The organism is Mycobacterium sp. NGS22 (assembly GCF_059813095.1).
The window spans coordinates 119,878-145,120 of sequence record NZ_JCALDY010000015.1; the positions used below are offsets into that span (position 1 = coordinate 119,878).

At 66.8% G+C, this 25,243-nt stretch carries 22 protein-coding genes; 11 read left to right on the plus strand and 11 right to left on the minus strand.

The features are described 5' to 3' along the window. Nucleotides 1-31 precede the first annotated feature (31 nt). Both AC5Y47_RS16290 and AC5Y47_RS16295 read left to right on the plus strand, forming a co-directional pair. The gene (locus AC5Y47_RS16290) at nt 32-1,159 is read left to right on the plus strand and encodes a M24 family metallopeptidase (protein ID WP_499945113.1); all 1,128 of its coding nucleotides are present in this window, start codon (nt 32-34) and stop codon (nt 1,157-1,159) included. Between the two features lie 76 nt (nt 1,160-1,235). Beyond that, nucleotides 1,236-2,603: an ATP-binding protein gene (locus AC5Y47_RS16295; protein ID WP_499945115.1), complete on the plus strand. Its 1,368-nt coding sequence runs from the start codon at nt 1,236-1,238 to the stop codon at nt 2,601-2,603. Between the two features lie 41 nt (nt 2,604-2,644). On the opposite strand, the gene AC5Y47_RS16300 is transcribed toward AC5Y47_RS16295, so the two are convergent. Further along, nucleotides 2,645-3,298: a DUF5631 domain-containing protein gene (locus tag AC5Y47_RS16300; protein WP_499945152.1), complete on the minus strand. Its 654-nt coding sequence runs from the start codon at nt 3,296-3,298 to the stop codon at nt 2,645-2,647. Between the two features lie 22 nt (nt 3,299-3,320). Here AC5Y47_RS16300 and AC5Y47_RS16305 point away from each other — a divergent pair, with 22 nt between their 5' ends. After that, entirely contained in the window at nt 3,321-3,590 is a 270-nt protein-coding gene (locus AC5Y47_RS16305; RefSeq protein ID WP_499945154.1) for a hypothetical protein, read from the plus strand. 1,322 nt (nt 3,591-4,912) lie between these two features. Here AC5Y47_RS16305 and AC5Y47_RS16310 read toward each other — a convergent pair. From AC5Y47_RS16310 to AC5Y47_RS16325, 4 genes are all read right to left on the minus strand, one after another. Continuing rightward, nucleotides 4,913-5,338: a hypothetical protein gene (locus AC5Y47_RS16310; RefSeq protein ID WP_499945116.1), complete on the minus strand. Its 426-nt coding sequence runs from the start codon at nt 5,336-5,338 to the stop codon at nt 4,913-4,915. Between the two features lie 219 nt (nt 5,339-5,557). Beyond that, nucleotides 5,558-6,523 (minus strand): hypothetical protein, encoded by a 966-nt coding sequence (locus tag AC5Y47_RS16315; protein WP_499945117.1) that lies wholly within the window; start codon nt 6,521-6,523, stop codon nt 5,558-5,560. A 162-nt stretch (nt 6,524-6,685) separates the two neighbouring features. Then, on the minus strand, nt 6,686-9,052 hold the full coding sequence (locus AC5Y47_RS16320) for a putative alpha/beta hydrolase (protein WP_499945119.1): 2,367 nt from the start codon (nt 9,050-9,052) through the stop codon (nt 6,686-6,688). Beyond that, nucleotides 9,034-9,348: a DUF2563 family protein gene (locus tag AC5Y47_RS16325; protein ID WP_499945120.1), complete on the minus strand. Its 315-nt coding sequence runs from the start codon at nt 9,346-9,348 to the stop codon at nt 9,034-9,036. The genes AC5Y47_RS16320 and AC5Y47_RS16325 overlap by 19 nt, the downstream gene beginning before the upstream one ends. A 239-nt stretch (nt 9,349-9,587) precedes the next feature. On the opposite strand from AC5Y47_RS16325, the gene AC5Y47_RS16330 reads away from it, so the two are divergent. Continuing rightward, a complete protein-coding gene (locus AC5Y47_RS16330; RefSeq protein ID WP_499945121.1) occupies nt 9,588-11,048 on the plus strand; it encodes a phosphoinositide-specific phospholipase C-related protein in 1,461 nt (486 codons plus the stop codon). A gap of 11 nt (nt 11,049-11,059) precedes the next feature. Here AC5Y47_RS16330 and AC5Y47_RS16335 read toward each other — a convergent pair whose 3' ends face one another. Beyond that, entirely contained in the window at nt 11,060-11,470 is a 411-nt protein-coding gene (locus tag AC5Y47_RS16335; protein WP_499945123.1) for a F420-dependent biliverdin reductase, read from the minus strand. Nucleotides 11,471-11,505: 35 nt separating this feature from the next. Here AC5Y47_RS16335 and AC5Y47_RS16340 point away from each other — a divergent pair, with 35 nt between their 5' ends. The 4 genes from AC5Y47_RS16340 to AC5Y47_RS16355 are packed head-to-tail and all read left to right on the plus strand — an operon-like array spanning nt 11,506 to nt 14,892. After that, nucleotides 11,506-12,255 carry an SDR family NAD(P)-dependent oxidoreductase gene (locus tag AC5Y47_RS16340; RefSeq protein WP_499945125.1) on the plus strand — a complete coding sequence of 250 codons (750 nt, stop codon included), beginning with the start codon at nt 11,506-11,508 and terminating at the stop codon, nt 12,253-12,255. Further along, complete coding sequence (gene cbiE, locus AC5Y47_RS16345) at nt 12,252-13,421, plus strand: precorrin-6y C5,15-methyltransferase (decarboxylating) subunit CbiE (RefSeq protein WP_499945129.1); 1,170 nt, start codon at nt 12,252-12,254, stop codon at nt 13,419-13,421. The genes AC5Y47_RS16340 and cbiE overlap by 4 nt, the downstream gene beginning before the upstream one ends. Then, nucleotides 13,418-14,173, plus strand: a complete 756-nt coding sequence (gene cobM, locus AC5Y47_RS16350) for a precorrin-4 C(11)-methyltransferase (protein WP_499945131.1) — start codon at nt 13,418-13,420, stop codon at nt 14,171-14,173. Before cbiE ends, cobM begins: the two co-directional genes overlap by 4 nt. Further along, on the plus strand, nt 14,173-14,892 hold the full coding sequence (locus tag AC5Y47_RS16355; protein ID WP_499945132.1) for a cobalt-precorrin-6A reductase: 720 nt from the start codon (nt 14,173-14,175) through the stop codon (nt 14,890-14,892). Before cobM ends, AC5Y47_RS16355 begins: the two co-directional genes overlap by 1 nt. A gap of 74 nt (nt 14,893-14,966) precedes the next feature. Here the strand turns inward: AC5Y47_RS16355 and AC5Y47_RS16360 are convergent, their stop codons facing one another. From AC5Y47_RS16360 to cobG, 3 genes are read right to left on the minus strand one after another with little or no spacing between them, the layout of a single operon-like run. Further along, complete coding sequence (locus AC5Y47_RS16360; RefSeq protein ID WP_499945135.1) at nt 14,967-16,448, minus strand: precorrin-2 C(20)-methyltransferase; 1,482 nt, start codon at nt 16,446-16,448, stop codon at nt 14,967-14,969. Further along, nucleotides 16,445-17,071 carry a precorrin-8X methylmutase gene (locus AC5Y47_RS16365; protein ID WP_499945137.1) on the minus strand — a complete coding sequence of 209 codons (627 nt, stop codon included), beginning with the start codon at nt 17,069-17,071 and terminating at the stop codon, nt 16,445-16,447. Before AC5Y47_RS16365 ends, AC5Y47_RS16360 begins: the two co-directional genes overlap by 4 nt. 9 nt (nt 17,072-17,080) lie before the next feature. Next, nucleotides 17,081-18,172, minus strand: a complete 1,092-nt coding sequence (gene cobG, locus AC5Y47_RS16370; protein ID WP_499945139.1) for a precorrin-3B synthase — start codon at nt 18,170-18,172, stop codon at nt 17,081-17,083. A gap of 63 nt (nt 18,173-18,235) precedes the next feature. Between cobG and AC5Y47_RS16375 the strand changes: the two genes are divergently transcribed. After that, nucleotides 18,236-18,907 carry an alpha/beta hydrolase gene (locus AC5Y47_RS16375; protein ID WP_499945153.1) on the plus strand — a complete coding sequence of 224 codons (672 nt, stop codon included), beginning with the start codon at nt 18,236-18,238 and terminating at the stop codon, nt 18,905-18,907. A gap of 53 nt (nt 18,908-18,960) precedes the next feature. Here the strand turns inward: AC5Y47_RS16375 and AC5Y47_RS16380 are convergent, their stop codons facing one another. After that, complete coding sequence (locus AC5Y47_RS16380) at nt 18,961-19,794, minus strand: SDR family oxidoreductase (protein WP_499945141.1); 834 nt, start codon at nt 19,792-19,794, stop codon at nt 18,961-18,963. 95 nt (nt 19,795-19,889) lie between these two features. On the opposite strand from AC5Y47_RS16380, the gene AC5Y47_RS16385 reads away from it, so the two are divergent. Then, entirely contained in the window at nt 19,890-21,407 is a 1,518-nt protein-coding gene (locus tag AC5Y47_RS16385) for a molybdopterin-dependent oxidoreductase (protein ID WP_499945142.1), read from the plus strand. Nucleotides 21,408-21,412: 5 nt separating this feature from the next. On the opposite strand, the gene AC5Y47_RS16390 is transcribed toward AC5Y47_RS16385, so the two are convergent. Next, the gene (locus AC5Y47_RS16390) at nt 21,413-21,613 is read right to left on the minus strand and encodes a hypothetical protein (RefSeq protein ID WP_499945144.1); all 201 of its coding nucleotides are present in this window, start codon (nt 21,611-21,613) and stop codon (nt 21,413-21,415) included. 56 nt (nt 21,614-21,669) lie between these two features. On the opposite strand from AC5Y47_RS16390, the gene cobN reads away from it, so the two are divergent. Continuing rightward, on the plus strand, nt 21,670-25,243 hold a 3,574-nt coding region (gene cobN, locus AC5Y47_RS16395; protein WP_499945145.1), incomplete at its 3' end, for a cobaltochelatase subunit CobN.

The following is a 25,243-nucleotide window of genomic DNA, read 5'->3' on the forward strand; positions in this document are numbered from 1 at the left end:
TGCCAGGGCCGTCCGGTTAGCCTTGGCTGCCATGGACTCTCACCGATTCGAGGCCGCGGTTTATGCCCGCCGCCTGGACGCCGCCGCCGGATTGGCCGCTCGGGCCGGGCTGGCGGGGTTGGTGATCAGTCCGGGGTATGACTTGCGGTATCTGCTCGGTTCACGCGCGGAGACGTTCGAGCGGCTCACCGCCTTGGTGCTGCCGGCCGTCGGTGACCCGACGGTAGTGCTGCCGAGATTGGAACTCGCGTCGCTGCGGGGCTCGGCCGCGGCCGAATTGGGACTGGATGTGCGGGACTGGGTCGACGGCGACGACCCCTACCGGTTGGTGCGTGAGGCTTTGGGGTCGGAGCCGGCCGCGGTGGCCGTCACCGACTCCATGCCCGCGCTGCATCTGCTGCCGCTGGCTGCGGCGCTGGGTGTGATGCCCGTGTTGGCCACGGATGTGCTTCGCGAGCTGCGAATGGTCAAGGGGGAGGCCGAGATCGACGCGCTGCGCAAGGCCGGCGCGGCGATCGACCGGGTGCATGCCCGGGTGCCGTCGTTTCTGGTGCCGGGCCGGACCGAAGCCGACGTTGCCGCCGATATCTCGAAAGCAATTGTGGCCGAGGGGCATTCAGATGTGGCGTTCGTCATCGTCGGATCCGGGCCGCACGGTGCAGATCCCCACCACAGGTATTCGGACCGCGAATTGGCGGTAGGCGACATCGTCGTCGTCGACATCGGCGGCACCTACGAGCCCGGCTACCATTCCGACTCGACCCGCACCTACAGCATCGGTGAACCCAGTCCGGAAGTGGCGCAACAGTATTCGGTGTTGCAACGAGCTCAACGGGCGGCGTTCGACTTCGTGCGGCCGGGGGTGACAGCAGAACAGGTCGACGCTGCCGCCCGCGATGTATTGGCCTCGGCGGGGCTCGACGAGTATTTCGTGCATCGCACCGGGCACGGCATCGGGCTGTCCGTACACGAAGAGCCCTACATCGTCGCCGGCAACGATCTGCCATTGGTTGCGGGCATGACGTTTTCGATCGAACCGGGCATCTACTTCCCGGGACGGTGGGGTGCGCGCGTCGAGGACATCGTGGTGGTGACCGACGACGGCGCGATGTCGGTCAACAACCGTCCCCACGAGCTCGTCATTGTGCCGGTGGCCTGAGAAATTCGATTGACCGTCCGCCTTTGCGGGTGCGATCCTGCTCCGTTGCGCTGTCCCCGAAACAATCACGAAGCAGATGAACCTCACTTACCAAGAACTGACCGACTTCACCGCCGGAACTGGCCCGCACCGCCGGTCCATCGCCGACGTCAACGCATGGCTCGACGGACTGGAATACGGTGTGCGGTCGGCGTTGCGAGCGCTGGGCGAGCTGTTGGTCGGTGCGACGGAGCGCGAAACTGCCGAAACCGCCGAACGATTCACCGCGCGCTGCCTAGGCGTGGCCGACTGCGGGCATCTGCTGGAGGAAGAACGCGAACTGAACGCGGTGTCCGGGTTGACGACCGCGCTGGCGCTCGCGGAGCGGATCGATCAGTTCACGGGCGTCTGCGAGATCGGCCCGGGGGAGTACGCGAATCCGCCGATGTGGACGCAAACCGAGATCGGCGAGCAGCGCTACCGCCATCCGCTTTGTCTGCGTGTGCATTTCCCGACTGGGACGTTGCTCGACCACACGGGCTGCGTGGTGCAGATCGAGACGCGCGAAACCATGATGCGTTCGGCCGCGGTGGGCGTTTATGTGATGCCCGCCGAGCAGGCTCAGGCTCGTGCGGTGCTGGACCGGCTCGCCGAACGCGCCAACCAACTCAACCCGTACCGAGGACGGGTCGTGCGCGCCAGTTACCGGCACGGGTTGAGCTTGTCGGTGATTGACCTGCCTTCGACCGCGACGCGCGAGAACGTGATCGTCGGCGACGAAGTGTGGACTGAGGTCGCGCTCGGCGTGACGTCGGTGCGCGACCGTCACGCACTGCTGAACGCGCACAGCCTCGGCGCGCGGCGTGGAGTGCTGTTGTGCGGTCCGCCCGGGACCGGCAAGTCGGCCGTGAGCGCGGTTGTGGCGCGTGAAGTGGTCGGTGACTTCACCGTCATCTACGTCGAGGCGCGAGCCGGTGCGGAATTGCTGACCGTAGTGGTGGAAGAGGCGCAGCGGCTCGGTGGCCCGGTGCTGCTGGTGTTGGAGGATGTCGATTTGTGGTGTCGGGACCGCGCGACCGGCGGCGGGGGACTCTCAGAACTGTTGCAGGCCATGGACATCAAGCCCGAGGCCCGCATCCTGACGCTGGCATCCACAAACGACGCCGCGACCTTGGACAAGGCGGCGATTCGCACCGGCCGTTTCGACTCGATCGTCGAGGTCGGCTATCCGGATCGTGCCGATGCCGCGCTGATCCTGGCCGCGCTGATCCGCGGGGTGCCGGGTGGTGACGACGTCGACGCCGTGGCGGTCGTGGCCGCGCTACCCGAGCGCACCACCGGCAGCGACATCCGCGAGATCGTTCGTCGCGCGGTGCTGAGTGGGAATTTGAGTACGGCGGCGCTGCTGGCTGAGTTGGGTAGCGGACGGTATCGAGCCGAACCGCCGGTGGGGATGTACTTATGAGGCGTGGCGTCTGATTTGGGCGCCGGACTTTGTCACATCTGTCACTGTCCGGACTTGTTTTTGGATTGACCGGCTATCAGCGACAAGTTGTGACTCCGCTTAATCGGGACCGTTGTCGGGTGTGCCGTCAGGAACCAAGCCAGGTGATAGTTGGCGACGGCCTTTTCCCCGCCGATGAGCGCATCGATGGCAGCCAGCAGCTGCCAGTTACCGATGTGCTGTGGGTCGACGGCGTCGGGGTAGCTGTCGAGGACTTGAGTGCTGACCGTCTTCAAATGCTGGCGCAGCAGGTCGATTTCGGAGTCCAGCACCCCGGTACCCGCCGTCACTGCCTTCGCGAGTGTGTGCGCCAGTCGCGGGAGGCCGTCTCGCCACTGGGTGGCCTGACAGAGTTCCCAGCCGAGTTCGTTGACCTCAGGCGCGGATCGTGGTCGCGGCGACATCGCAGGTGGCTCGTCGTCGTCGGCGACGTGATGAATTGGCGTGTAGCTGGCGGCGAGCGTGACATCGCCCAGCAAGGCTTCCAGGTTGCCGCGGCGTCGGGCTGGCGCCAGCAGGGTCACCGCGGACGGCAGCTCAATGCCCGGAGGGATCCAGCCGCTCGCCAAATCCGTTGTCAGCACGGTGGTTTGATCCGCGCAGTCGCCGGCCGCCCACGCAAGGAGGGGTTGCTGACGGGCGACCGCGTTGACCAGGCGCTGTAGTCGTGCTTGCGCGGTGGCATCGGCTGATGCGGCGCCGACGACGGCTCCGGCCGCCGTGGCGGCGACGGCGTGGGCCGCGACTGCCGTGCCCGACGGAGGTGGTGCGGATGCGGCGTTGGCGGCGCTGGTCTGGCGCACCACCGCAGGCTGGCCCGTGCCCGGTTGGCCGGCCGAGGGATTCACCGGCGCCGATGTCGGAGCCGCCGACACGGCTGTGGGCGGACTGGGAGGTGGCGGCGGTGCGATGGTCGTCGAAACCGGTGGCCTCAGGTCAGCGCCGTAAGAGGGGAGTGGGCCGACGGGTTGCGGTGTGACCGCCGGCGCCACCGCAGGCGCGGCCGCGACTATCTGCGGAGGCGGCGAAGCTTCCGGGGCCGCGGCGTGGTGAGCCGGTGGCGGCGAATCGACCACTGGCACATGGGTTTGCGCGGCAGGCACCGCTGCCGGAGTCGTCGATGCGGCGGCGTGGCTAAGATGCGACTCCGCAGACACCGTTGGTGTTGATGGGACGGCATGGGCAGTCGCGGATAGAGGAGTGCCGGACTCGAGGCCCTTGTTGAAGCTTTGGGCGAGTTCGGACGGGGAGACGGAAGAAAGCCCAAGAGAGGTGGGTGCAGAAGACATTGGTGGGGGCGCCGCCTTGGGGGTCCACGCGCCTGACGCCCCCGGCGGTAGGGCAGTCGATACCGGTACGACCGGCGGCAAGGGCGCTGCTGAAAATTGTCGAGCCTGAATTCCTTGACTGCTCGACGGAGACGGGTTCAGTCCTGCTGCGGCCAGACTCGAGAGCGAGCGAGGACCCGTGACCGGTGCCGGAGTGCCGACCGGTTGGGCGCCGGGTGGTTGGGGTAGATGCCCGGATGCCGCGATGGCGGCTAAGGGACTTGGTGCTGCGCGGTCTAGCGCTTCAGGCGGCAATGGCGGATTTCTGAACGCCGACGGCGGAGCAATCGACGCCGACGGATTTTTCAGTAGGTCGTTGACTCGCGGCTCTAAGTCTGGTCGATCAGTCGGTTCCCGGAACATCTCCCGAGAGTTAAGGCCACATCCCTCCGCAAATTGACGTGCTGACTGCCCGGATCCTTCGGCGTCGAGTACTAGTTGTATGGCGTCTAACACGTTGCCGCCATACTTAGCCGCTGCTGAGTTCGCCAGCAATCGGTATTCATTAATAACTGCAATAATATGCGCGGTTTTTGTTGCTGTGGGTTCCTTCGAACCCTCAATTTGCTCTAATATTTTGTTCCCTTCGGCGGCTATACTTGCCAGGTCTTGCCGAAGGCTCATTACGCTATTGAAGGCATTCGAGTATGCAGTCTGTTTAGCGGCATTCTTTTCAGCGACGCGTTGCGCCTGGTCTCGACTGCGGCGAAATGCATTGCGCAGCTCGTCGGCTGTGAGACCAAGTTGCGGAGCGAGAGGGCCGGATTCCGCACTACGGAGAAGATCGGTGAAGGTAGCATAGCCAGTCTGGATTCGTTCACGATTCAATTTGTTCTGCTGGAGTGTCATCAAATCTCCAACATCCGGCCATTGATCACCAACCAAAATGGCAGACCACTTGCCGGGCGGTAAGTCAGTCATGTTTATCCACCGAAAAGCTGCTCATCGGCATATGTCTTCTAGTGTCCGACTCGATTCGTCGCCTGACTGAACTGCGCCGCTGATCTCATTGTCTGACTCGTCTGCAAGGAGTTTGAGCGTAAGCAACTGATAGGAATTTGCAAGAAGGCGAACTTGTTTTGCTAGCTCGGGCGCAGTTGCTGGCTGATCATCGAGCGTAATCAACAAATAATTGCTTCCCGCAACTAGCGCTTGGCGCGCGTTCACCGCCGAGGCAAGCTGTGTTGTGTAGTCGGTACCCTTGTCGCGTGCACTGGTTGTCCTGATGGCTCTGCTCACTTGTCCAAACGCAGCGCACACTTTCGCCTTCGCATCCGCCACCTGCTGACTCGAATACGTCGGAGGAGCCGGAGGCTCATATTTGAGTACCGGACGAAGCCAGGCCGCAACGGCGACGCCGACTGCCACCAACGCAATCCCTAACGACACCAGCGCGAGCCACCGCGACGGCCGCCGGGGCGGAGGCGCCACGGGCGGCCACGGAGCTGGCTGCGGCACAGACACATTCGACACGCGAGGATCGTATCGTTCATCCGGAATTTCGCCAGTCACACTTTGCCACCACCGCCGTACAAGCACGCTGACCTGGATACGAGAACCACAACGTGCGTTTGCTCGGCGACAGCGTTATCGGCCGGGGCCGACGCCCTCGTCACCGCGCTTGTCGTCCGGCAACAGAATGCGCCGCGTCGCCACCGGCTTGCCCTCGACATGTTTGACCACCGCGGGCGCGGGCGGTGGTGTGGTGATGCGCCCCTGCACGGGAGCACCGTTCTTCACCGTCGGACCGACGATGCGTTTGGTATCGGGCTTGGCTTCATTGTTGCTACCCGCGGCGCCGTGCATGGCCCCCGGCGGCATCATCGGCATAGCCCCCATCGCACCTCGTTGGGGCGCCGCAGGTTCCGCCGGCGCGGGCGCGGCAGATGAGACAGCCTGCGATGAGGCGGGCACGGTTCCGGCCGAGGGCGTCGGTGGCGGTCCGAGCATCGCCGTTGGTGTGGTTCCCTCGATGCCCGCACCGCCGCCACCTCCACCACCGCTGACGCCACCGCCGCCTCCGGAGAACCCGCCACCACCGCCACTGAGTTCCTCGGCGTCGACCAGGTCCGCGGGTTCGCCCATACCCCCGCCCGCGCTCTGCTGCATCATCCCCATCCCGGCCTGCATCGCCTGCTGCCCGGCCTGCGCGAGCTGGGAAGGAATCTGGCTCAGCGGTTGCAGCAGACCCCCGAGTGCGCCGGCAATCCCCCCGGCCATGCCCGACACCATCTGCGGCATCTGCTGCAACATCTGAGACATCTCACCTTGACCGCCGACGCCGGCCAATTGCGCCGCGGCCTGTTCCTCGTTGGCCGGGAACTTGGCCAGCGCATCCGACGTTTTCGCCTCCCGTTCGTCGTGGCCGGCCTGGGCCTCGCTGTTGTCCCCGGCATCGCCCGCGTTGGCCGCAGCACCCAACGCCCGCAGCAGTTGACTGATCTGAGAACTCCCTGTCGCCAACTGGTCAGGGGTGATGATCGGCGGCGGGGGTATCCCCAGCAGCTGTGAAAGCTGGTCGAGGATGATTCGTAGCTGGTCGTCCCCGCTCATCATGTCCTTCCAAGCGTTGCTGCCGTACCTGAAGCTGTGAGCCTCCAGCACAGGCCTCGATGCTTACCCGTCCGCAGGGTCACGGCATTCGGTGATGCTAGCGCCAATTCGACATCTCGGTTATTCAGTGCCGCCGCAACACCCAGGCCAGGTAAGACGTTGCTATTTCCTCGCCGGGTCGGGGTCCGCAACGATCAGGTTGTAGCGCTGCATCATTTGCTGGTCGATGATGACGGGCTGGTTCGCCCCTGTCTCGAAGTTCTGTGCGAACAGATCAGTCACCGCCTGGCTGAGCACGTGGTCGTATTCGTCCGGTGTCAGACCGCTGATAAGCCTGGCCACTTCTTCCGGGGTCCCGACATGTCCGTTAACCAGGTACGCATCCGGAAGAGAGATGGGATGCCTGGAAGCGAGTACAGCGTCGAGGATTTCGCGGTCAGCTCTGCCGATGGACATCGGCGGCACGGCGTGGTCGGTAAGAACGGTTGCTGTGGGAGCAGGTCCGAGGATGTCGTTCTCAACGAGGGTGCCGTACACGCTTATTGCAGCGCCGGTGATCACACCGACCTTAGGTATCAGGCCTATTCCCGAGCTGGCGATCTTGACCCCAGCCTCATACGCCGTTTTTCTTTGGTCATATTCGCTGCGCAGCGCGGCATCCTCGACAACATGCTCATTGTCGGCGCGCGCCTGTACCGCGTTGTGGATTCCCGAATCAATCAACCCGCGCAGGGTCATGGCATGGCCCAGGTTGGCGTTGTAGCTGTTCATGTTCGGCGCATGGCTCAACAGCTCGCTGACATAAGCATTTTCGGCGACCAGAGCCTGGTTCGCGGCGATCCCGTTGAAGTAGTCGGAAGCCGCACGCTCAGTGCTGAGCACGGAGAAAATTCCCTTGGCCATCGGCATCGTTCCGGACTCGGCCGCACCCATGTTGTCGGGGGCTTCGCCGAATTCCATCAGGCCGCCTGGCGTGTGAGCGATATTGCCGATGTAGGGCGCCAGTCCATGTGCCATGCCCCCAACCAGATGCGGATTCACATCACCGAGGGTGTGATGGCCGGGGAGATGGAGAAGTTCCTGTTCGTGACTCCCGATATAAGTAGCGACGGCGTGAGCTGTTTCGCCGGCGAGCCGCGCTTCCGGGCCATGCGCAGCGGCCTCGGTCCAATTGAACAGCGACGCAACACCTTTGCCGTTGTCAGACCAGAAGTGGTGGGTAACGCGTCCCAGGAACTCGTCACCCCCTCTACCAGTCAACGCATCGTGCACAACCTGGTGATCCGGCGACACCGCCGCGAACATACCGGCGACTAACGGGTCGAGATAAGGGTCCCGCCCGAAGTTCTCGCCGTTGCTGGCGCGGTCATGTGACCAGATCGGTGCGCCCATGATCGCTGATGCCTTGCGCATCATTCCTCGATCCAGCTCTGTGTTGGTTTGCAGAGCCGGATTGCCGCCCTTGACCAACCGCGAAATCGCCTGCAGATCAGTCGCATACAGAATCCCGGGGGAATCCAGTGCGCGCCGCACGGTGTCCGGCAGTTGTGCCGCACCACCGTTGACCATCTCGGTTCCCTGCGTGGCCCCGGGTTTGAGTTCGGTGCGCGGAAACGCGATCGCGGGATTGCTCATCAATTGCCACGAGTTGGCGATCAGCTGCCCCTGGTCACAGAGCCGACCCTGGGCGGCTTCCACTGCGGCGATCGACATCCCGTGCTGCTGAGCCTGCAACTGACTCAGCACTGCAGCCTGTTCGGGCGTCAATGGTTGCTTGCCGGCACGCTGTTCGTCGGTGATCGAGTTCAACATGTCGTTGACCCGCGAAGCCGCCTGCCGATCACCGGCGAGGGCATCGTGCACGTCGCGTTCGGCCTGGTAGGGCGTCTCGAATTCGTATCCGTCCAAAGCGCCCAAGGGTGCCGCGTCATAGCCCAATTCGAAGCGCATTGTTCCAGACAAACGTTGCAGCACAGCGGAATACGTGTCCCTGACCCAATTGACCACGTGCAGTACCCTGGCCAGGCAATGGGCGGCCTGCTGTTCGAGGCTTTCAACTTCTCGCTCAAGTTCCCATTCGTAGGCCCACGACAGGAGGCCTTTGTCCGCGAGCGTGTAAGCTTCCCCGATTTGGCGGTCGATGTCTTCGAGTTCGCGTTCCAGCGACGCGATTTGACTACGGGACGCGCGTTGCGCGTCGGCCAAAGCCGCCGCGACACGTTCCAGAGCCACTGCGATCTTGGGAAGTTGTGCCGCTTGCACTCCCAAGGATTCAGTGGTACGTCGGACTTCGGCCGAGTCGTTGATCGGGTGCTCACCGCTCTCCCGGTTCCAGGCCGCCTCGAACTGGCGGCGGGCTTCGGCGAACGCCGCCTCGGCGTCGCTGGTCGCCTGACCCGCGTCATGAAAAGCCTGTGCCAGACTTGCGATCTGCGCCGGGCGTCCGCGCTGCAAGCTCTGGTCAATGATCCATGGATCACCCCCGGCGCGATCGACCAGCTGCGCGACGTTCAGATAGCGGAGGTGCACCGCACCGCCCGAATCCGGGTTGCGTTGTCGGCGTCCATGTCTGCGAAGCGCTGCGCCGCGACATCTGCGCTGTCACCGATCGCGACCAGGCTCGTCCGGTGAGTCGACAAACTTCGCTGATGTTGGTCGCGTGCCGCCGTCGCCATATCGTGAAAAGCGGAGGCTGCGACATAGTCACCGAACATCTGTGACGAAAACATCGCTTGCGCAAGATGTTTGACGGCCACGTGGGTGTGCTCACCAGCGCCGTGCGATTCGCTGCCGCCTGAACGCAATCGTGCGTTGTCGACGAACACTTGTGGCTCCCTCCGCCTACCGATAGGACCGAGCAACAACCGAGGCTATTGTCCGGCCGGGACCCCGGCAATTCACCGTTGCCGCGCGTAGGCGGTGAACCGGGAAAACCGGCCAAACGCCAACGAAGCAGAAGTGGCAACGGAAGCTGCGACCGCGGTAGTTACGACGTGATTGCAACACTCAACCAACTCGACAACGTTTCCCGAACCGGTAGTACCGCCGTGCCAAGGTTGCGCGCATGCTTAGCGCCCCGTGGCTGAAGTGTGCGGTCGTCATGAGTGCGCTGACACTGACATGGGCCAACGCCGCACCGGTGACCGCCGACGTCAACGAGCTTCCGAACCCTCCGTCGCCGACCGCGCCGTGCAACGCCATCAGCCCGGTCGCTTTCCCGTGCGTGGGGACCGGTAAATTCGCCGACGCGGTCGCCGCCGAATGCCGCAGGGTCGGGATCCCGGACAGTCTGTGCCGGGTTCCGTTGGCGCACAAAGTGACTCAAGCGGCGACCGTCGCCTATCTGCAGTCATGGGTACACCGCACCGCCCGATTCCAGTACGCGCTCGGCGACCCGGTGCCGTTCGCGAACGCCCAGTGGATCGGCACCCACAACTCGTTCAACAGCCTCGCCAACGAGTTCACCCCCTCCCACGCCGACTCCAACCAGCAGCTGTCGATGCCTCAACAACTCGATATCGACGTCCGAGCCATCGAATTGGATCTGCATTACGTGCCACAGATCGGCCAGCTCGGCGGCCGCGGTGTCGCTGTCTGCCACGGTCTTTCGGCAGCTCAGGCCAACCTGGGTTGCACCACCGAACCGCTGCTGAACCAGGTGCTGCCCAGCATCGCGGCGTGGTTGAACGCCAACCCCAACGAAGTCGTCCTGATTCTCGTCGAGGACCAGTTGCGAAATCCCACGGCGTACACATCGGCGCTGAGCACCCTGCAAACTCAGCTGCGCCGTCCCGACGGAACCAGCCTGATCTACCCGCCGAACCCCGCCGACATCGGCCTCAACGGTTGTGCGCTGCTTCCCAGAACCGTCTCACGCAACGACGTCCGCACCGCCGGCGCCCAGGTCGTGCTGGTCAGCGGCAGCCCTTGTGCGCCAGCGCTCGGCAACGCCGTCTTCAACTGGCAAGGCGAAGAGGTGGACAGCGGTAAGACCTCGCAGTACCAGCCCTACCCGGCTTGCGACGGCACCTACGGCCCGCCCGTCTATGCCACCAACATCGTCCGCTATTTCGAGGACTCGACGTTCGTCTCTGCGTTGGTCCACCCGACCATGCCGCCCAACAATCCGGAGGCGCTCACCCCGGCCAAAACGCAGTCGATGACCAACTGCGGCGTCAATCTGTTCGGCTTCGACCAGTTGCTGCCCGAAGACGGACGTATTCAGGGCACGTTGTGGAGTTGGGCGCCCGACGAGCCGCGCGCGAGCGCAGGAACCTGCACGCTGCAGGGAGCCGACGGCCGGTGGGCGGCCACCTCGTGCGGGGAATCGCATCCCGCGGCCTGCCAGACCGGGTCAGGTGCCTGGACGGTGACGGCGCCCGTCGCGTTTGCGGCAGCTCCGGCCGCGTGCACGGCCTTGGGATTGACCTTCGGACTGCCACGAACCGGGGTGCAGAACTCCCTGCTGCATGCGGCGGCGGGACCGGTCGGCGGCGCGTGGGTGCAGTACACCCTCACGCCGTAGGCCGACGAGAGCTATTCGACGCGGTCCAACAGTTCCGACGAGCCCAGCACCCGCTCGATCTGGACCTCGATGACCACCCGGCGCGGGTTGGCCCGCGGGGTGCGGTAGCGCTGGGCGTAGCGCAACTCGGCGTCGCGGATGGCGTCGACGTCTTTGTTCACGATGGAGCGCCCCTCCAGTGACAGCCAGCGGGCACCGTCGACCTGGCTCAGCACCGCTATGCCGCCGCGTTCGGCGTTGACGGCCTTTTGTGACCCGCCGGTGGTGATCACCCGTGCGATATGAGTCTTGGGGTCGAAGGTGAATCCCACCGCCACCACATGCGGCGAGTTGTCGGCTCGCAGCGTGGTCAACATGGCCAGATGGCGTTCGGTGAGAAACGCCAGCGCGTCGTCGGTGAGGCGGGTCGTGGTCTTGGCCATCGCCCTCCACGCTAGCGCAGGCAATAATCACAGCCGTGGACGACACGGGCACGGGTCCGGTGGTAATTTTCGGCGGGCGCAGCGAGATCGGCATCGAACTCGCGCGTCGCCTGGCGCCCGGGACGTCAGTGGTACTGCTGGCGCGCAACGCCGACCGGCTCGCTGACGAAGTCGCCGCGCTACGAGCGGCCGGCGCCGCGGCGGTGCACACCAGAGAGTTCGACGCCGACGACGTCACCGCACATGGACCCCTGGTCGAGTCGATCGTCGCCGATCACGGACCAATCGGCACCGCGGTCCTGGCCTTCGGAATCCTGGGCGACCAGACCCGAGCTGAAACCGACGCCGCGCACGCCGTGGCCATCGTGCACACCGACTACGTCGCGCAGGTCAGCCTGCTCACCCATTTGGCGGCCGCTATGCGCCAGGCCCAAAGGGGAGACCTGGTGGTGTTCTCCTCGGTGGCCGGGGTGCGGGTGCGTCGGGCCAACTACGTCTACGGTTCGGCCAAGGCCGGTCTGGACGGCTTCGCCAGCGGATTGGCCGACGCCCTGCACGGCAGCGGCGTGCGGTTGCTGATCTCACGGCCGGGCTTTGTCATCGGACGAATGACGGAGGGGATGGCACCGGCGCCGTTGTCCAGCACCCCCGAACAGGTCGCTGCGGCCACGGCCGGAGCCTTGCGCAAGGGCCGACGCACCGTGTGGATTCCCTGGGCGTTGCGGCCGATGTTCTTCGGGCTCAAGCTGCTGCCGCAATTCGTGTGGCGGCGGATGCCGCGATGATCACCGTGGTCGGTCTCGGCGCCGACGGCATGGCCGGGATCTCGGATGCTTCGCGCCGCGAATTACGCAACGCCACAGTAGTTTACGGATCCGCACGCCAACTCGGCCTGCTTGACGACACCGTCCGAGCGACCCGGAAGGAGTGGCCGTCCCCGCTGTTGCCGGCCTTGCAAGACCTGCCCGTCGACCAATCCGACATCCACGTCCTGGCCAGCGGTGACCCACTGCTGTTCGGCATCGGCGGCACGCTGATCCGGTTGTTCGGCCCGGACAAAGTGCGGGTGCTGCCACATGTCTCGTCGGTGACGCTGGCATGCGCGCGGATGGGGTGGAACGTCCACGAGACGGGGGTGATCAGCCTGGTGACGGCGCAGCCGCACACCGCGGTGCGGCGCGGGGGACAGGCAATCGTGTTGTCGAGCAACGGGAGAACCCCGACATCACTGGCCGCGCTGCTCACCGACCACGGCCGCGGCGACTCGCAGTTCACCGTGCTCGAGGAACTCGGCGGCCCGCGCGAACGACGCCGCGACGACACCGCGCGGGGGTGGGCTGAGAACACCCCTGTCGATGTCGAGGACCTGAATGTGATCGCCGTTCGGTACCTGCCCGACGAGCGCGTGTTCTCGTTGCCCGACAACGCCTTCGCCCATGACGGCCAGATCACCAAACACGGCATCAGGGCGGTCACCCTCGCGGCGTTGGCCCCCCGGCCGGGACAGCGGTTGTGGGATGTGGGCGCCGGTTCGGGCAGCATCGCGGTGCAATGGTGCCAAGCCGGTCACGGTTGCACCGCGGTCGCCTTCGAACGTGATGACCAGCGTCGCCGCAATATCGGGACCAACGCCGTGGCCCACGGTGTGCATATCGAAATCCGCGGCGCCGCACCGGATGCGTTCGACGGTGCCCCGAGGCCGTCGGCGATCTTCGTCGGCGGTGGCCTCACCCAGCCCGGTCTGCTCGACGCCTGCCTGGATCACCTGCCGCACGGCGGTCGGCTGGTAGCGAACGCGGTCACCGTGGAATCCGAAGCCCTACTGGCGCAAGCGTTTTCCCGCCACAGCGGGAGCCTGCAGCGATTGCAGCACTACCGAGCCGAACCGCTGGGTGGGTTCGCCGGGTGGCGCCCGCAGCTGCCCGTCACGCAGTGGGTTGTGACGAAATGACGGTGTATTTCATCGGTGCCGGGCCCGGCGCCGCGGACCTGATCACCGTGCGCGGTCAGCGGCTCCTGCAACGCTGTCCGGTGTGCCTGTACGCCGGCTCGATCATGCCGACAGACCTATTGTCGCAATGTCGGCCCGACGCGAAAGTCGTCGACACCGGCCCGCTGACGCTGGATCAGATCGTCGACGAACTCGCAGCCGCCGACGCCGCGGGCCACGACGTGGCCAGACTGCACTCCGGTGACCCGTCGCTCTACAGCGCGCTGGCCGAGCAGTGCCGACAACTGGACGCCCGGGGCATCAGCTACGAAATCGTGCCCGGGGTAACCGCTTTCGCCGCGGCCGCCGCCGCCATCAAGCGTGAGCTCACCGTGCCGGGCGTGGCCCAAACGGTCACGTTGACCAGAGTCTCGACGCTGTCGACCGCCATGCCGCCCGGCGAAGACCTGACCGCCCTGAGCCGCCCCGGCGCCACCCTGGTCCTGTATCTGGCCGCCGCGCAGATCGACGCGGTGGTGCCACAGCTGCTCGACGGCGGTTACCGCCCCGAAACCCCGGTCGCTGTCGTGGCTTTCGCAAGCTGGCCGCAACAGACCGTGCTGCGCGGCACGCTAACCGACATCGCCACCCAAATGCATAGAGCGAACATCACCAAGACCGCGGTCATCCTGATCGGCGATGTGTTGGCCGCCGAAGGGTTCACCGACAGCTATCTGTACTCCGCGGCGCGACGCAGCCTGGGACCGCATTGATGCGCGTGCTGCTGCTCGGCGGCACCGCTGAAGGGCGCGCGTTGGCCACAAGACTGCACCCGCGGGTCGACCTCGTCAGCTCGCTGGCCGGCCGGGTGCCTGATCCCGCGTTGCCGGTCGGCCCGGTACGCATCGGTGGTTTCGGCGGGGTGGACGGGCTGCGAAGCTTCCTGCACGACGCACACATCGACGCCGTCGTCGACGCCACCCATCCGTTCGCGGCCACCATGACCGCGCATGCCGCGCAGGCGTGCGGCGATTTGGGGATACCGCTGTTGGTGCTGGCCCGCCCGGCGTGGGATCCCGGCGCTGCCACGGTCGTGACATCCGACACCGAGGCGGCGGAGGTCGTTGCACGGCAACGTTATTCGCGGGTATTCCTGACCAGCGGCCGGTCGGCTGTCCGGGCGTTCGCCGACAGTGACGCATGGTTTCTGGTCCGGGTGGTCACCGCTCCCGACGTGTTGCCGTCCCGGCATCGACTGCTGCTCACCCGCGGCCCGTATGAGTACGACGGCGAGCTCGCGCTGATGACCGAGCACCGCATCGACGCGCTGGTGACCAAGAACAGTGGCGGGGACATGACCCGTCCCAAACTGGATGCGGCTGCCGCACTCGGCATCCCGGTGGTGATGGTGGCGCGTCCGCGCCTGCCCGACGGAGTGAACACAGTCGGCACCGTCGAGGAGGCCGAGCACTGGGTGGCGGCGCTCCGGTAGCGCGAGCAGACGCAAAAACCCCCATTTCATGCTGAAATGAGGTGTTTTTGCGTCTGCTCGCGAGGGGTCCGCAGTTAGCCGGGATACCGCCGCAGCGTGAAAACCCGATCACCTGAATGTGTTGGCTGCCAACGGGTTTGCGACGACCCGATGATCAGCAGGCAGCGCATGTCCACCTCGTCGGGGTTCAGGTCGGCCAGCCGGACCACCCGCACCGTTTCGTCGGGGCCGGCCACGTTGCGGCCGATCACCACCGGCGTGCAACGTTCGCGATGCTCGAGCAACAGATCGCGCATCGCGCCGACCTGCCAGGTCCGCGACTTCGACGCCGGGTTGTAGATGGCCAGCACCAGGTCGGCCGCGGCGGCGGCCCGCAGGCGCTCGGCGATCACGTCCCACGGCTTGAGCCGGTCCGACAGCGAGATCACCGCGTAGTCATGGCCCAGGGGAGCCCCGACGCGGCTGGCGACCGCCTGCGCTGCCGTCATCGCCGGAATCACCCGGACCTGCACGCCCGGCCACTGCTCGGCCTCCTCCAACACGGCGGTGGCCATCGCGAACACCCCCGGATCCCCCGAGGACACCACCGCCACCGAGTGCCCCTGCTCGGCCAGCGAACAGGCCAGCCGGGCCCGCCCGGGTTCGTCGGTGTTGTCGCTGGGATGGCGGCGCTGTCCCTCGCGCACCGGCACCCGATCCAGGTAGTTGCCGTAGCCGATCAGATCGGTCGCCGCGGCCAGTTCGCGCCGGCTCTGCGGTGTCATCCAATCGGAGCCACCCGGGCCTAGACCCACCACGGCCACCGAACCGGTGGCGGCGGAGGCGCCATTGCGTCGCCGCCCCCCGGGCAGCATGGCCAGTGAGAAATACGGCACGCTGGTCTCGTCGACGTCGGCGGCCGGCAGCACCCGTTGCCCGGGCGTGCTGGCCCGTTCCACATAGAACGTGTCGTCCAGCCGGCCGGCCACCGAAAGTGCCTGCCGCACATTACGATACGAGCGCCCGAGCTTGAGGATCACCGCCGCGTCGGCATCGGCGAGCCGGCGGGTCAATTCAGCCACCGGCAGGGTGCCCGGCAGGATCGACAGCACCTCGTCGCCGGCCACCAGCGGAGTGGCGACGGCGGCGGAGGCGGCGCTCACCGACGTCACACCGGGCACGATCACCGCATCGAAGCGCTCGGTGAGCCGGGTGTGCAGATGCATGTAGGAGCTGTAGAACAGCGGGTCCCCCTCGGCGAGCAGCGCCACATTGCGCCCGGCGGCCAGGTGCGCGGCGATGCGCTCGGTGGCTTCGACATAGAAATCCTCCAGCGCGCCCGCGTAGCCACCGGGGTGATCGGTCGTCTCGGTAGTGACCGGGTAGACCAGGTGTTCCTCGATCTGACCGGGCCGCAGATAGGGCTCGGCGATACCTCGCGCGATGCTGCGACCGTGCCGCGCGCTGTGATAGGCGACCACGTCGGCGTCACCGATCACCCGCGCGGCCTTGACGGTCACCAGTTCCGGATCGCCGGGGCCCAGCCCGACTCCCCACAGCGTGCCCCGGTCGGTCATTCGCGCTCGGTCGCAATCGCATTGACCGCCGCGGCGGCCATCGCGCTGCCGCCGCGACGGCCGCGCACCACCAGATATGCCATGCCGCGCGGGTTTTCGATCAGCTCCTCCTTGGACTGCGCGGACCCGACGAAGCCGACCGGTCCGCCAAGCACCGCGGCGGGCGGCGGGACCCCATCGTCGATTAGTTCGAGCAACCGGAACAGCGCGGTCGGGGCATTGCCGATGGCGACGACGGCGCCAGGCACTCGCTCGGCCCACAGTTCCACCGCGGCCGCCGATCGAGTGGTCTGCCGGCGGGCGGCGAGCTCGGGCGCGCGTGCGTCGGCCACCAGCGAGACCACCTCGTTGCCCGCGGGCAGGCGCGCGCCGGTGATCCCGGCAGCCACCATCGACGAGTCACACAGCACCGGGGCGCCCTGGCGCAACGCGGCGCCGGCGCGGACCACGACATCATCGGTAAACGCCACGTGTTCGACGACGTCGACCTGCCCGCAGGTGTGGATCAACCGCACCACCACCCGCTCGACGTCGCCGGGAAACCGGGTCAGGTCGGCTTCGGCGCGGATGGTCGCGAACGACTGCCGGTAGATCTCCGCGCCGTCGCGGATGTAGTCGAGCACCCGCCCACCTTAAGACCTCAGTACGCGATACCCCGTCCCGGTGGCGACCAGCACCTCCCCGGTCGGCGGGCTGCCGCACGCTCGTTCGCATCCGACGAAGTGCCGGTGCACGGTGCAGGTCTCATCCAGCGCCCCTGCCGCGTCGGCGCGCACATCGACACTCGAGTGCGCACAACCCGGGCTGCCGGTACACGCGCTGACATTCAGCCACGGCGAGTGCTCGTCGAACACCAGGCCCAGCGGCGCCAGCACGCGCAGCGCGGTGTCGGCCACTTCGTCGCTCAGATCGCACACCAGCACCGACCGCCACGGTGTGATCACCATCGGCGCCTCGATCGCGCCGAGGAACTCCGCGATGCGAGCGGGCAGCACCCCGAGAGGGACCCCCGCGCCGAGCGCGACCCGTCCGTCGTCCTGGGGGAGCCAGCCCACCGGCGGTTTGGTCACCGGGGCGAACTCAGTGCCCAGTACGACGTCGGGAAGCAGCTCCGCCAAGTCATCCAGTTCCGTTATCCGCCAAGCCTTTCCGCGAATCTCCACGAACCGCACTGCGAGCCCGATCAGCTCGTCGATGACGTCGTGCAGACGCATACCGGTGTCGCGTCCGGCGATCAGCAGGGCCGGACCGTCCTCGGCGACGATCACACCGACGTCGGCGCGCAGACCCGACACGTCACCACGGCCGTCGTCGATGCTGAACAAGAACCGGCCACCCAGTCCGGTGAGCCGGGGTTCCCCGCAGATCGCCGCGTCCAGTTCGGCGATCCACGGTCGCACGTCGGCGTTGCCGCCGGCCCGACCGGACAACGGTGACGCCACGATATTGCGGACCCGTTCGTGTGTTTCCGACGGCAACAGCCCGGCTCGGGCGACCGCGTCGGCCACCGCGTCCACATCGGCGACCGCGCGCAACTGCACATTGCCGCGGGCGGTCAACTCCAACATGCCCGAGCCGTGTTCCGCCGAAAGCCGGGCCAACGTGGTCAACTGCTCGGCAGTAATGATGCCGCCGGGCAGCCGAACTCGGACCAACGCGCCGTCGGCGGCCAGGTGCACCTGCAACGCGCCCGGACACGCGTCGAAGTCGCGGGTTCTGGCCACCCAACTACGGTACGACTTCGGCGGCACGGTTTGGAATCAGACTTCTCGGGCACACCGGTGTCTGTGCGAACGCAGGAATATGCCCCGGGTCGGCTGGCCGACGTGTTCGGTGACCCGGCTCAACCGCTGGTGCTGCTCTGGCACGGCATGCAGACCGATGCCCGCGCCGCGGTCCGCCCGCTGGCCAACCTGATCGCCGGCCACGGCGCCGCGGTGGTCGCCCCGGATTGGAACTCACACGCTGACGACGGCGGCCGCGCGGATCTGTTGCGGTCGCTGGACTTCGCCCGTCAACACGGCAACGACACCGAGGGCATCGTGCTGGTGGGCTGGTCTCTGGGTGGAGCCGCCGCCGCGGGCCTCACCCTCGACGCCGCGCGCCGCGATCTTGCTCTCGCACATACGATTTGCCTGGCCGGCGCATTCATGGCACCGGATCCGATCACCGGTCGGGTGTTGACCGAGGAGCTGCCGTCCGACCATATCGGCGCGCCTTTCACGTTGCTGCACGGCGTCGCTGACGACGCCGTACCGGTTGCGGCCAGCAGAGACTTCGCCGCCGCACTGGAACGGATCGGATGGCCGGTGGACCTGGCCGAGCTGGCGGCCGATCACGGCTCGATCGCCGGCGCCGAATACGACGCCGCCGCCGACCGGTACGTGCCGGGTCACGGCGAAGAGACACAGCTGGTGGCACAGGAAGTCGCCGAGCGCATCGCGGCGACGCTGAAGTGAAGTAGTCGACCGCCCTGGCCGCCGACTTGGGGTCGTCGCGGCAGTGCCTGAAATCAGGAAGTCCCGGTCCGCTTTGCATAACCCCGGCGCTTTTCGGCCTGCACGTCGCTGGTGAACACCCGGTCGGTGCCCAGCACGCGCCCCATCGCTTCGGCCAGCGGGCGCGGCATCAGCCGCTGCTGCAACGACACCATGATGCCCATCGACCGCGGAATGACCACCCGCGCTTCGGGTTTAGTGATGACGCTGACCACCGCCTGCGCCACGTCCACCGGCTCGGCGTTCTTGAATCCTTTCGCGTGCCCGATGCCGACGATCATCTCGGTGTTGGTCAGCGTCGGCATGATCGACGAGAACTGCACGCCGCTGCCCCGATTCTCCAGCCGGACGGAGTCGGTGTAGCCGAGCACCGCGTGCTTGGTGGCGCAGTAGGTGGCGATGCCCTCGGCCGGTAACACACCACCCAGCGACGCGATGTTGACGATGTGACCGCGACGACGCGGCAACATGCGCTGCGCACCCAGCTTGGTGCCGAGGATGACGCCGAACACGTTGACGTCGAGCAGCCGGCGGGTGACGTCGTCGTCCTCCTCCACGGCGCTGCCCACCGCGATCACGCCGGCATTGTTGACCAGGACGTCGATCGGCCCCAGCCCGTTCTCCACCGCGTCGAGGAATTCGATGAACGACGCGCGGTCGGTGACGTCCAGGTGACGCGAGACCGTCAACCCCAGCCGGTCGCCAGACTCGGTGACGGCTGCGTCGTCGATGTCTCCGATCGCCACCTTGGCGCCTGACCGCTGAGCGGCGGTCGCGATGGCCAGACCGATTCCGCGAGCGCCGCCCGTAACAGCGACGACCTTCCCGGCAAGAGACTCAGTGTGCATCGCATCAGCGTACGGTCCCGCTCACCCGGACCGCGCCCGATTCCGCTGTCCTGCTGCACCGCAAAGGTTTTCCAGTCGCGAGTAGAGTAGCTGCGATGGCGACGGCCTCGTGGAATGAACGGATGATCGCCGGGGTCGCCTCGGCCGCGGTGGCTCTCGGTGTCGCCCAGCTGCTCTGCATTCCGTTCGGCGGACGGGCCGACGCCCGCACCGCGGTCGGCTCGGCGGTGATCGACCTGACGCCCGGCCCTGTCAAAGAGTGGGCGATACAGACCCTCGGCACCTTGGACAAGCCCTTCCTGGCGGTGGTCGTGCTGATCGTGGTTGCCACGATCGCAGCGTTGGCCGGGACCTTGGAGACGCGACGACGCCCGATGGGCAGCGCGGTGCTGGTGGTGCTCGGCGTCCTCGGCTGTGCGGCGGTGTTGTCGCGGCAGGGCGGATCGGCGCTGGACGTCATCCCTACCGTCGTGGGTACCGCTTGCGGCGTGGCGGTCCTGCGCGCGCTCGCCCGTCGGTCCTGGTCCGATTCGGAAGATGCACCTGATGCCGGCCGGCGCAGACTGGTCATGCTCGGACTGCTGGGCTTTGGAGTCGTCAGCGGAGTCGCCGGAGCCTTCTTCACGCGGTTGGCGCATTCGGTGACCGCTGACCGCAAGACCTTCGCCCTGCCGCGAGCGCGCACCACGGCACCGCAGATACCGCCCGACGTGCAGCCGAAAGGTGTTGCGCTGCCGAGTTTCATCACTCCCAATGCCGAGTTCTACCGAATCGACACGGCGCTCGCGGTGCCGCAACTCAGCCGCGGCGACTGGAGGTTGCGCATCCACGGCATGGTGGACCACGAAACCACCTACAGCTTGGAGGATCTCGCACGCTTTGACGTCGTCGATACCGTGACGACGCTGACGTGCGTATCCAATCCGGTTGGCGGAGATCTGATTTCGACGGGACTGTGGACGGGCTACCGGCTGGCCGATCTGCTGGCGGCGGCCGGTGTGCACAAGGACGCCGACATGGTGCTGTCCACCTCCATCGACGGGTTCACCGCCGGTACGCCGGTAGAGGCGGTGACGGACGGCAGGGAGGCGCTGCTGGCGGTCGGCCTCAACGGGGTGCCGCTGCCCGTCGAGCACGGCTACCCGGCGCGGCTGGTGGTGCCCGGACTCTACGGCTTCGTGTCGGCCACCAAGTGGGTCGTCGATCTGGAACTGACCCGCTTCGACAGGGCCAAGGCGTACTGGACCAGGCATGGCTGGGCAGCGCGTGCGCCGATCAAGACGCAGTCGCGCATCGACGTGCCGAGAAGCGGTCAGCAGGTGCCGATCGGACCCGCGGTGTTCGGCGGGGTGGCATGGGCGCAGAATCGTGGTGTTCGAGCCGTGGAAGTCCGCATCGGCGATGGCGATTGGCAGTCCGCCGAACTGGGCGCAAGCTATTCCAACGAAACCTGGCGGCTGTGGAGCTTCCGGTGGCAGGCGAAAAGCCCCGGGCGGCAGCAGATTACCGTGCGAGCCATCGACAACACCGGCGCCGCGCAGACCGACGACCGGGCCGATCCCGTCCCCGACGGCGCCACCGGCTGGCACTCGGTGAACTTCACCGTGGCCTGAAAGCCTTACTTCGACGACAGTTTCCGCCAACTGAAGACCGCGATCACCACACCGATCAACGCCGTGATCGGACCGATGACCGACCACGTCGTGGTGTTGCTCATCGGGCTGCCGCCCAGCACTCCGAAGCCTTGCAGCGCCCAGATCAGGCCGAAGAGGGCCACGATCAATCCGACGGCGAACATGACGACGAAACCCCTGCTCATGCCTGGACCCTACGCGCCGATTCGGTGGACTGATCGCCCTGCGGTACGAATGGGGAGTGGCTGAGCCGACCATCCTGCTGTTGTCGACGTCCGACACCGACCTGATCACCGCCCGTTCCACCGACAAGAACTACCGGTGGGCCAACCCGGCGCGGCTCGCCGAGGTCGAGTTGCCCGACCTGCTCGAAGACGCCGACATCGTCGTGGTGCGCATCCTCGGCGGCTACCGGGCGTGGGAGGACGGCATCGCCACGGTGCTGGCCAGCGGCGTGCCCACCGTGCTGGTCAGCGGTGAGCAAGCCGCCGACGCCGAGCTGACCGGACGGTCCACCGTGGCGGCCGGGATCGCCGTGCAGACCCACATCTACCTCGCGCACGGCGGCGTGGAGAACCTGCGCCAGCTGCACGCCTTCCTGTCCGACACCGTGCTGATGACCGGCGTCGGCTTCACCGAACCGGTGGCGACACCGACCTGGGGCGTGTTCCAGCGCCAGGATGCGGGAAACCCGGACGGCCCCACCATCGCGGTGCTCTACTACCGCGCGCAACAGCTGGCCGGCAACACCGCCTACGTCGAGGCGCTGTGCGAGGCGATCGAAGACGCCGGCGGCAAAGCGCTGCCGGTCTACTGCGCGTCGTTGCGCACCGCGGAATCCGAACTGCTGGCCAAGCTCGCCGAATCCGACGCGATGGTGGTCACCGTGCTGGCAGCCGGGGGAACCAAGCCCGCGGAGGCGGCGGCCGGTGGGTCGGATGACTGCTGGAACGTCGAACACCTTGCCGCACTTGACGTCCCGATCCTGCAGGGACTGTGCCTGACCAGCCCGCGCGACCAGTGGCACACCAACGACGACGGTCTGTCGCCACTGGACGTGGCCACCCAGGTCGCGGTGCCCGAGTTCGACGGCCGCATCATCACGGTTCCGTTCTCGTTCAAGGAGATCGACGACGACGGCCTCATCTCCTACGTCGCCGACCGCGAGCGCTGCGCCCGGGTGGCCGGCCTGGCCATCCGGCATGCTCAGTTGCGACGTGTCGACCCGGCCGACAAGCGCGTCGCCGTCGTGTTCTCGGCCTACCCGACCAAGCACGCGCGCATCGGCAACGCGGTCGGCCTGGACACCCCGGCCAGCGCGGTCGCATTGCTGCGGGCCATGGGCGATAACGGGTATCGCGTCGGCGAGCTGCCCGGCGTCGCAGCCGGCGACGGTGACGCGCTGATCCACGCACTGATCGAACGTGGGGGACAGGATCCGGACTGGCTCACTCAGGGCCAGCTGGAAGGCAACCCGATTCGGGTGTCCGCCAAAGACTACCGCGACTGGTTCGGCACGCTGCCCGCCGAGCTCACCGACGCGGTGACCCGCCACTGGGGCGCCCCGCCCGGTGACCTGTTCGTCGACCGCAGCAGCGACCCCGACGGCGAAATCGTCATTGCCGCAATTCAATCCGACAACCTGGTGCTGATGGTTCAGCCGCCGCGCGGATTCGGCGAGAATCCGGTGGCGATCTACCACGACCCCGACCTGCCGCCCAGTCACCACTACCTGGCGGCATATCACTGGCTCGATACCGGCTTCGGGGCGCACGCCGTCGTGCACCTCGGCAAACACGGCAACCTGGAATGGCTGCCGGGCAAGACGCTGGGCATGTCGGCGGCCTGCGGATCCGACGCCGCACTGGGCAACCTGCCGCTGATCTATCCGTTCCTGGTCAACGACCCCGGCGAAGGCACCCAGGCCAAGAGGCGGGCGCACGCGGTGCTGGTCGACCATCTCATCCCGCCGATGGCCCGCGCCGAAACCTACGGTGACATCGCCCGTCTGGAACAGTTGCTCGACGAGCACGCCAACGTCGCCGCCCTGGACCCGGGCAAGCTGCCGGCCATCCGGCAGCAGATCTGGACGCTGATCCGGGCCGCCAAGATGGACCACGACCTGGGTCTGACCGAGCGCCCCGCCGAGGACACCTTCGACGACATGCTCCTACACGTCGACGGCTGGCTTTGCGAGATCAAGGACGTGCAGATCCGCGACGGCCTGCACATCCTTGGCCAAAAGCCAACCGGGGAAGGCGAACTCGACCTGGTGTTGGCCATCCTGCGGGCCCGCCAACTCTTCGCCGGCGAACACGCGCTGCCCGGCTTGCGGCAGGCGCTCGGGCTGGCCGAGGACGGCAGCGACGAACGCGTCGCCGTCGACGAGGCCGAAAGCGCGGCACGAGAATTGGTGAGCGCCCTACAGAAGGCGGACTGGGACCCAGCGGCGGCCGACCGGCTCACCGACAACCCCGACGTCGCCGCGGTGCTGCGGTTCGCCGCCACCGAGGTGGTGCCGCGGCTGGCCGGCACCTCGGCCGAGATCAACCAGGTGCTGCGGGCACTGGACGGCCGGTTCATCCCAGCCGGGCCGTCGGGCTCTCCGCTGCGCGGACTGATCAACGTGTTGCCCACCGGACGCAACTTCTACTCCGTCGACCCCAAGGCGGTGCCATCCCGGCTGGCATGGGAAGCCGGTGTGGCACTGGCTGATTCGCTGCTGGACCGGTACCGGTCCGACCACGGGGAGTGGCCCCGGTCGGTGGGCCTGTCGGTGTGGGGCACGTCGGCCATGCGCACCTCCGGTGACGACATCGCCGAGGTGCTGGCCCTGCTCGGCGCGCGGCCGGTCTGGGACGACGCGTCGCGGCGCGTGGTGGACCTGACCCCGATCCCGTTGAGCGAGCTGGGCCGACCGCGCATCGACGTCACGGTCCGCATCTCCGGGTTCTTCCGCGACGCGTTCCCGCATGTGGTGACCATGCTCGACGACGCCGTGCGCCTGGTCGCCGCCCTGGACGAACCCGACGAGGACAACTACGTGCGCGCGCACGCCAGCGCCGACCTCGCCCTTCACGGCGACCAAAGATGCGCCACCACACGAATTTTCGGGTCAAAGCCGGGCACCTACGGCGCCGGACTGCTGCAACTGATCGACAGCCGTAACTGGCGCGACGACGCCGACCTGGCGCAGGTCTACACCGCGTGGGGCGGATTCGCCTACGGCCGCGGATTGGAAGGCCGGCCCGCCACTGAAGACATGAACCGCCAGTACCGGCGAATCGCGGTGGCGGCCAAGAACACCGACACCCGCGAACACGACATCGCCGACTCCGACGACTACTTCCAGTACCACGGCGGCATGGTGGCCACCGTGCGGGCGCTGACCGGTCAGGCGCCGGCGGCCTACATCGGCGACAACACCCGGCCCGACGCCATCCGCACCCGCACGCTGTCGGAGGAAACCACCCGGGTCTTCCGCGCCCGCGTCGTCAACCCGCGCTGGATGTCGGCGATGCGCCGGCACGGCTACAAGGGCGCGTTCGAGATGGCGGCCACCGTCGACTATCTTTTCGGCTACGACGCCACCGCCCACGTGATGGCCGACTGGATGTACGAGCAACTCACCGAGCGCTACGTGCTCGACCCGGAGAACCGCAAATTCATGACGGAGTCCAATCCGTGGGCGCTGCACGGCATGGCCGAGCGGCTGCTGGAGGCCGCCGGGCGCGGCATGTGGGCCGAGCCGCGGCAAGACACTCTAGACGGGCTGCGTCAGGCACTGCTGGAAACCGAAGGCGACCTCGAGGGCT

Bases quoted from the DNA above. Each gene is read 5' to 3' on its own strand.
- AC5Y47_RS16290 (WP_499945113.1), top strand. From the start codon at position 32: ATGGACTCTCACCGATTCGAGGCCGCGGTTTATGCCCGCCGCCTGGAC.
- AC5Y47_RS16360 (WP_499945135.1), bottom strand. From the start codon at position 16,448: ATGACCGACCGGGGCACGCTGTGGGGAGTCGGGCTGGGCCCCGGCGAT.
- AC5Y47_RS16295 (WP_499945115.1), top strand. From the start codon at position 1,236: ATGAACCTCACTTACCAAGAACTGACCGACTTCACCGCCGGAACTGGC.
- AC5Y47_RS16330 (WP_499945121.1), top strand. From the start codon at position 9,588: ATGCTTAGCGCCCCGTGGCTGAAGTGTGCGGTCGTCATGAGTGCGCTG.
- AC5Y47_RS16335 (WP_499945123.1), bottom strand. From the start codon at position 11,470: ATGGCCAAGACCACGACCCGCCTCACCGACGACGCGCTGGCGTTTCTC.
- cobM (WP_499945131.1), top strand. From the start codon at position 13,418: ATGACGGTGTATTTCATCGGTGCCGGGCCCGGCGCCGCGGACCTGATC.
- AC5Y47_RS16355 (WP_499945132.1), top strand. From the start codon at position 14,173: ATGCGCGTGCTGCTGCTCGGCGGCACCGCTGAAGGGCGCGCGTTGGCC.
- AC5Y47_RS16380 (WP_499945141.1), bottom strand. From the start codon at position 19,794: ATGCACACTGAGTCTCTTGCCGGGAAGGTCGTCGCTGTTACGGGCGGC.
- AC5Y47_RS16315 (WP_499945117.1), bottom strand. From the start codon at position 6,523: ATGAGCGGGGACGACCAGCTACGAATCATCCTCGACCAGCTTTCACAG.
- cbiE (WP_499945129.1), top strand. From the start codon at position 12,252: ATGATCACCGTGGTCGGTCTCGGCGCCGACGGCATGGCCGGGATCTCG.
- AC5Y47_RS16390 (WP_499945144.1), bottom strand. From the start codon at position 21,613: ATGAGCAGGGGTTTCGTCGTCATGTTCGCCGTCGGATTGATCGTGGCC.
- AC5Y47_RS16385 (WP_499945142.1), top strand. From the start codon at position 19,890: ATGGCGACGGCCTCGTGGAATGAACGGATGATCGCCGGGGTCGCCTCG.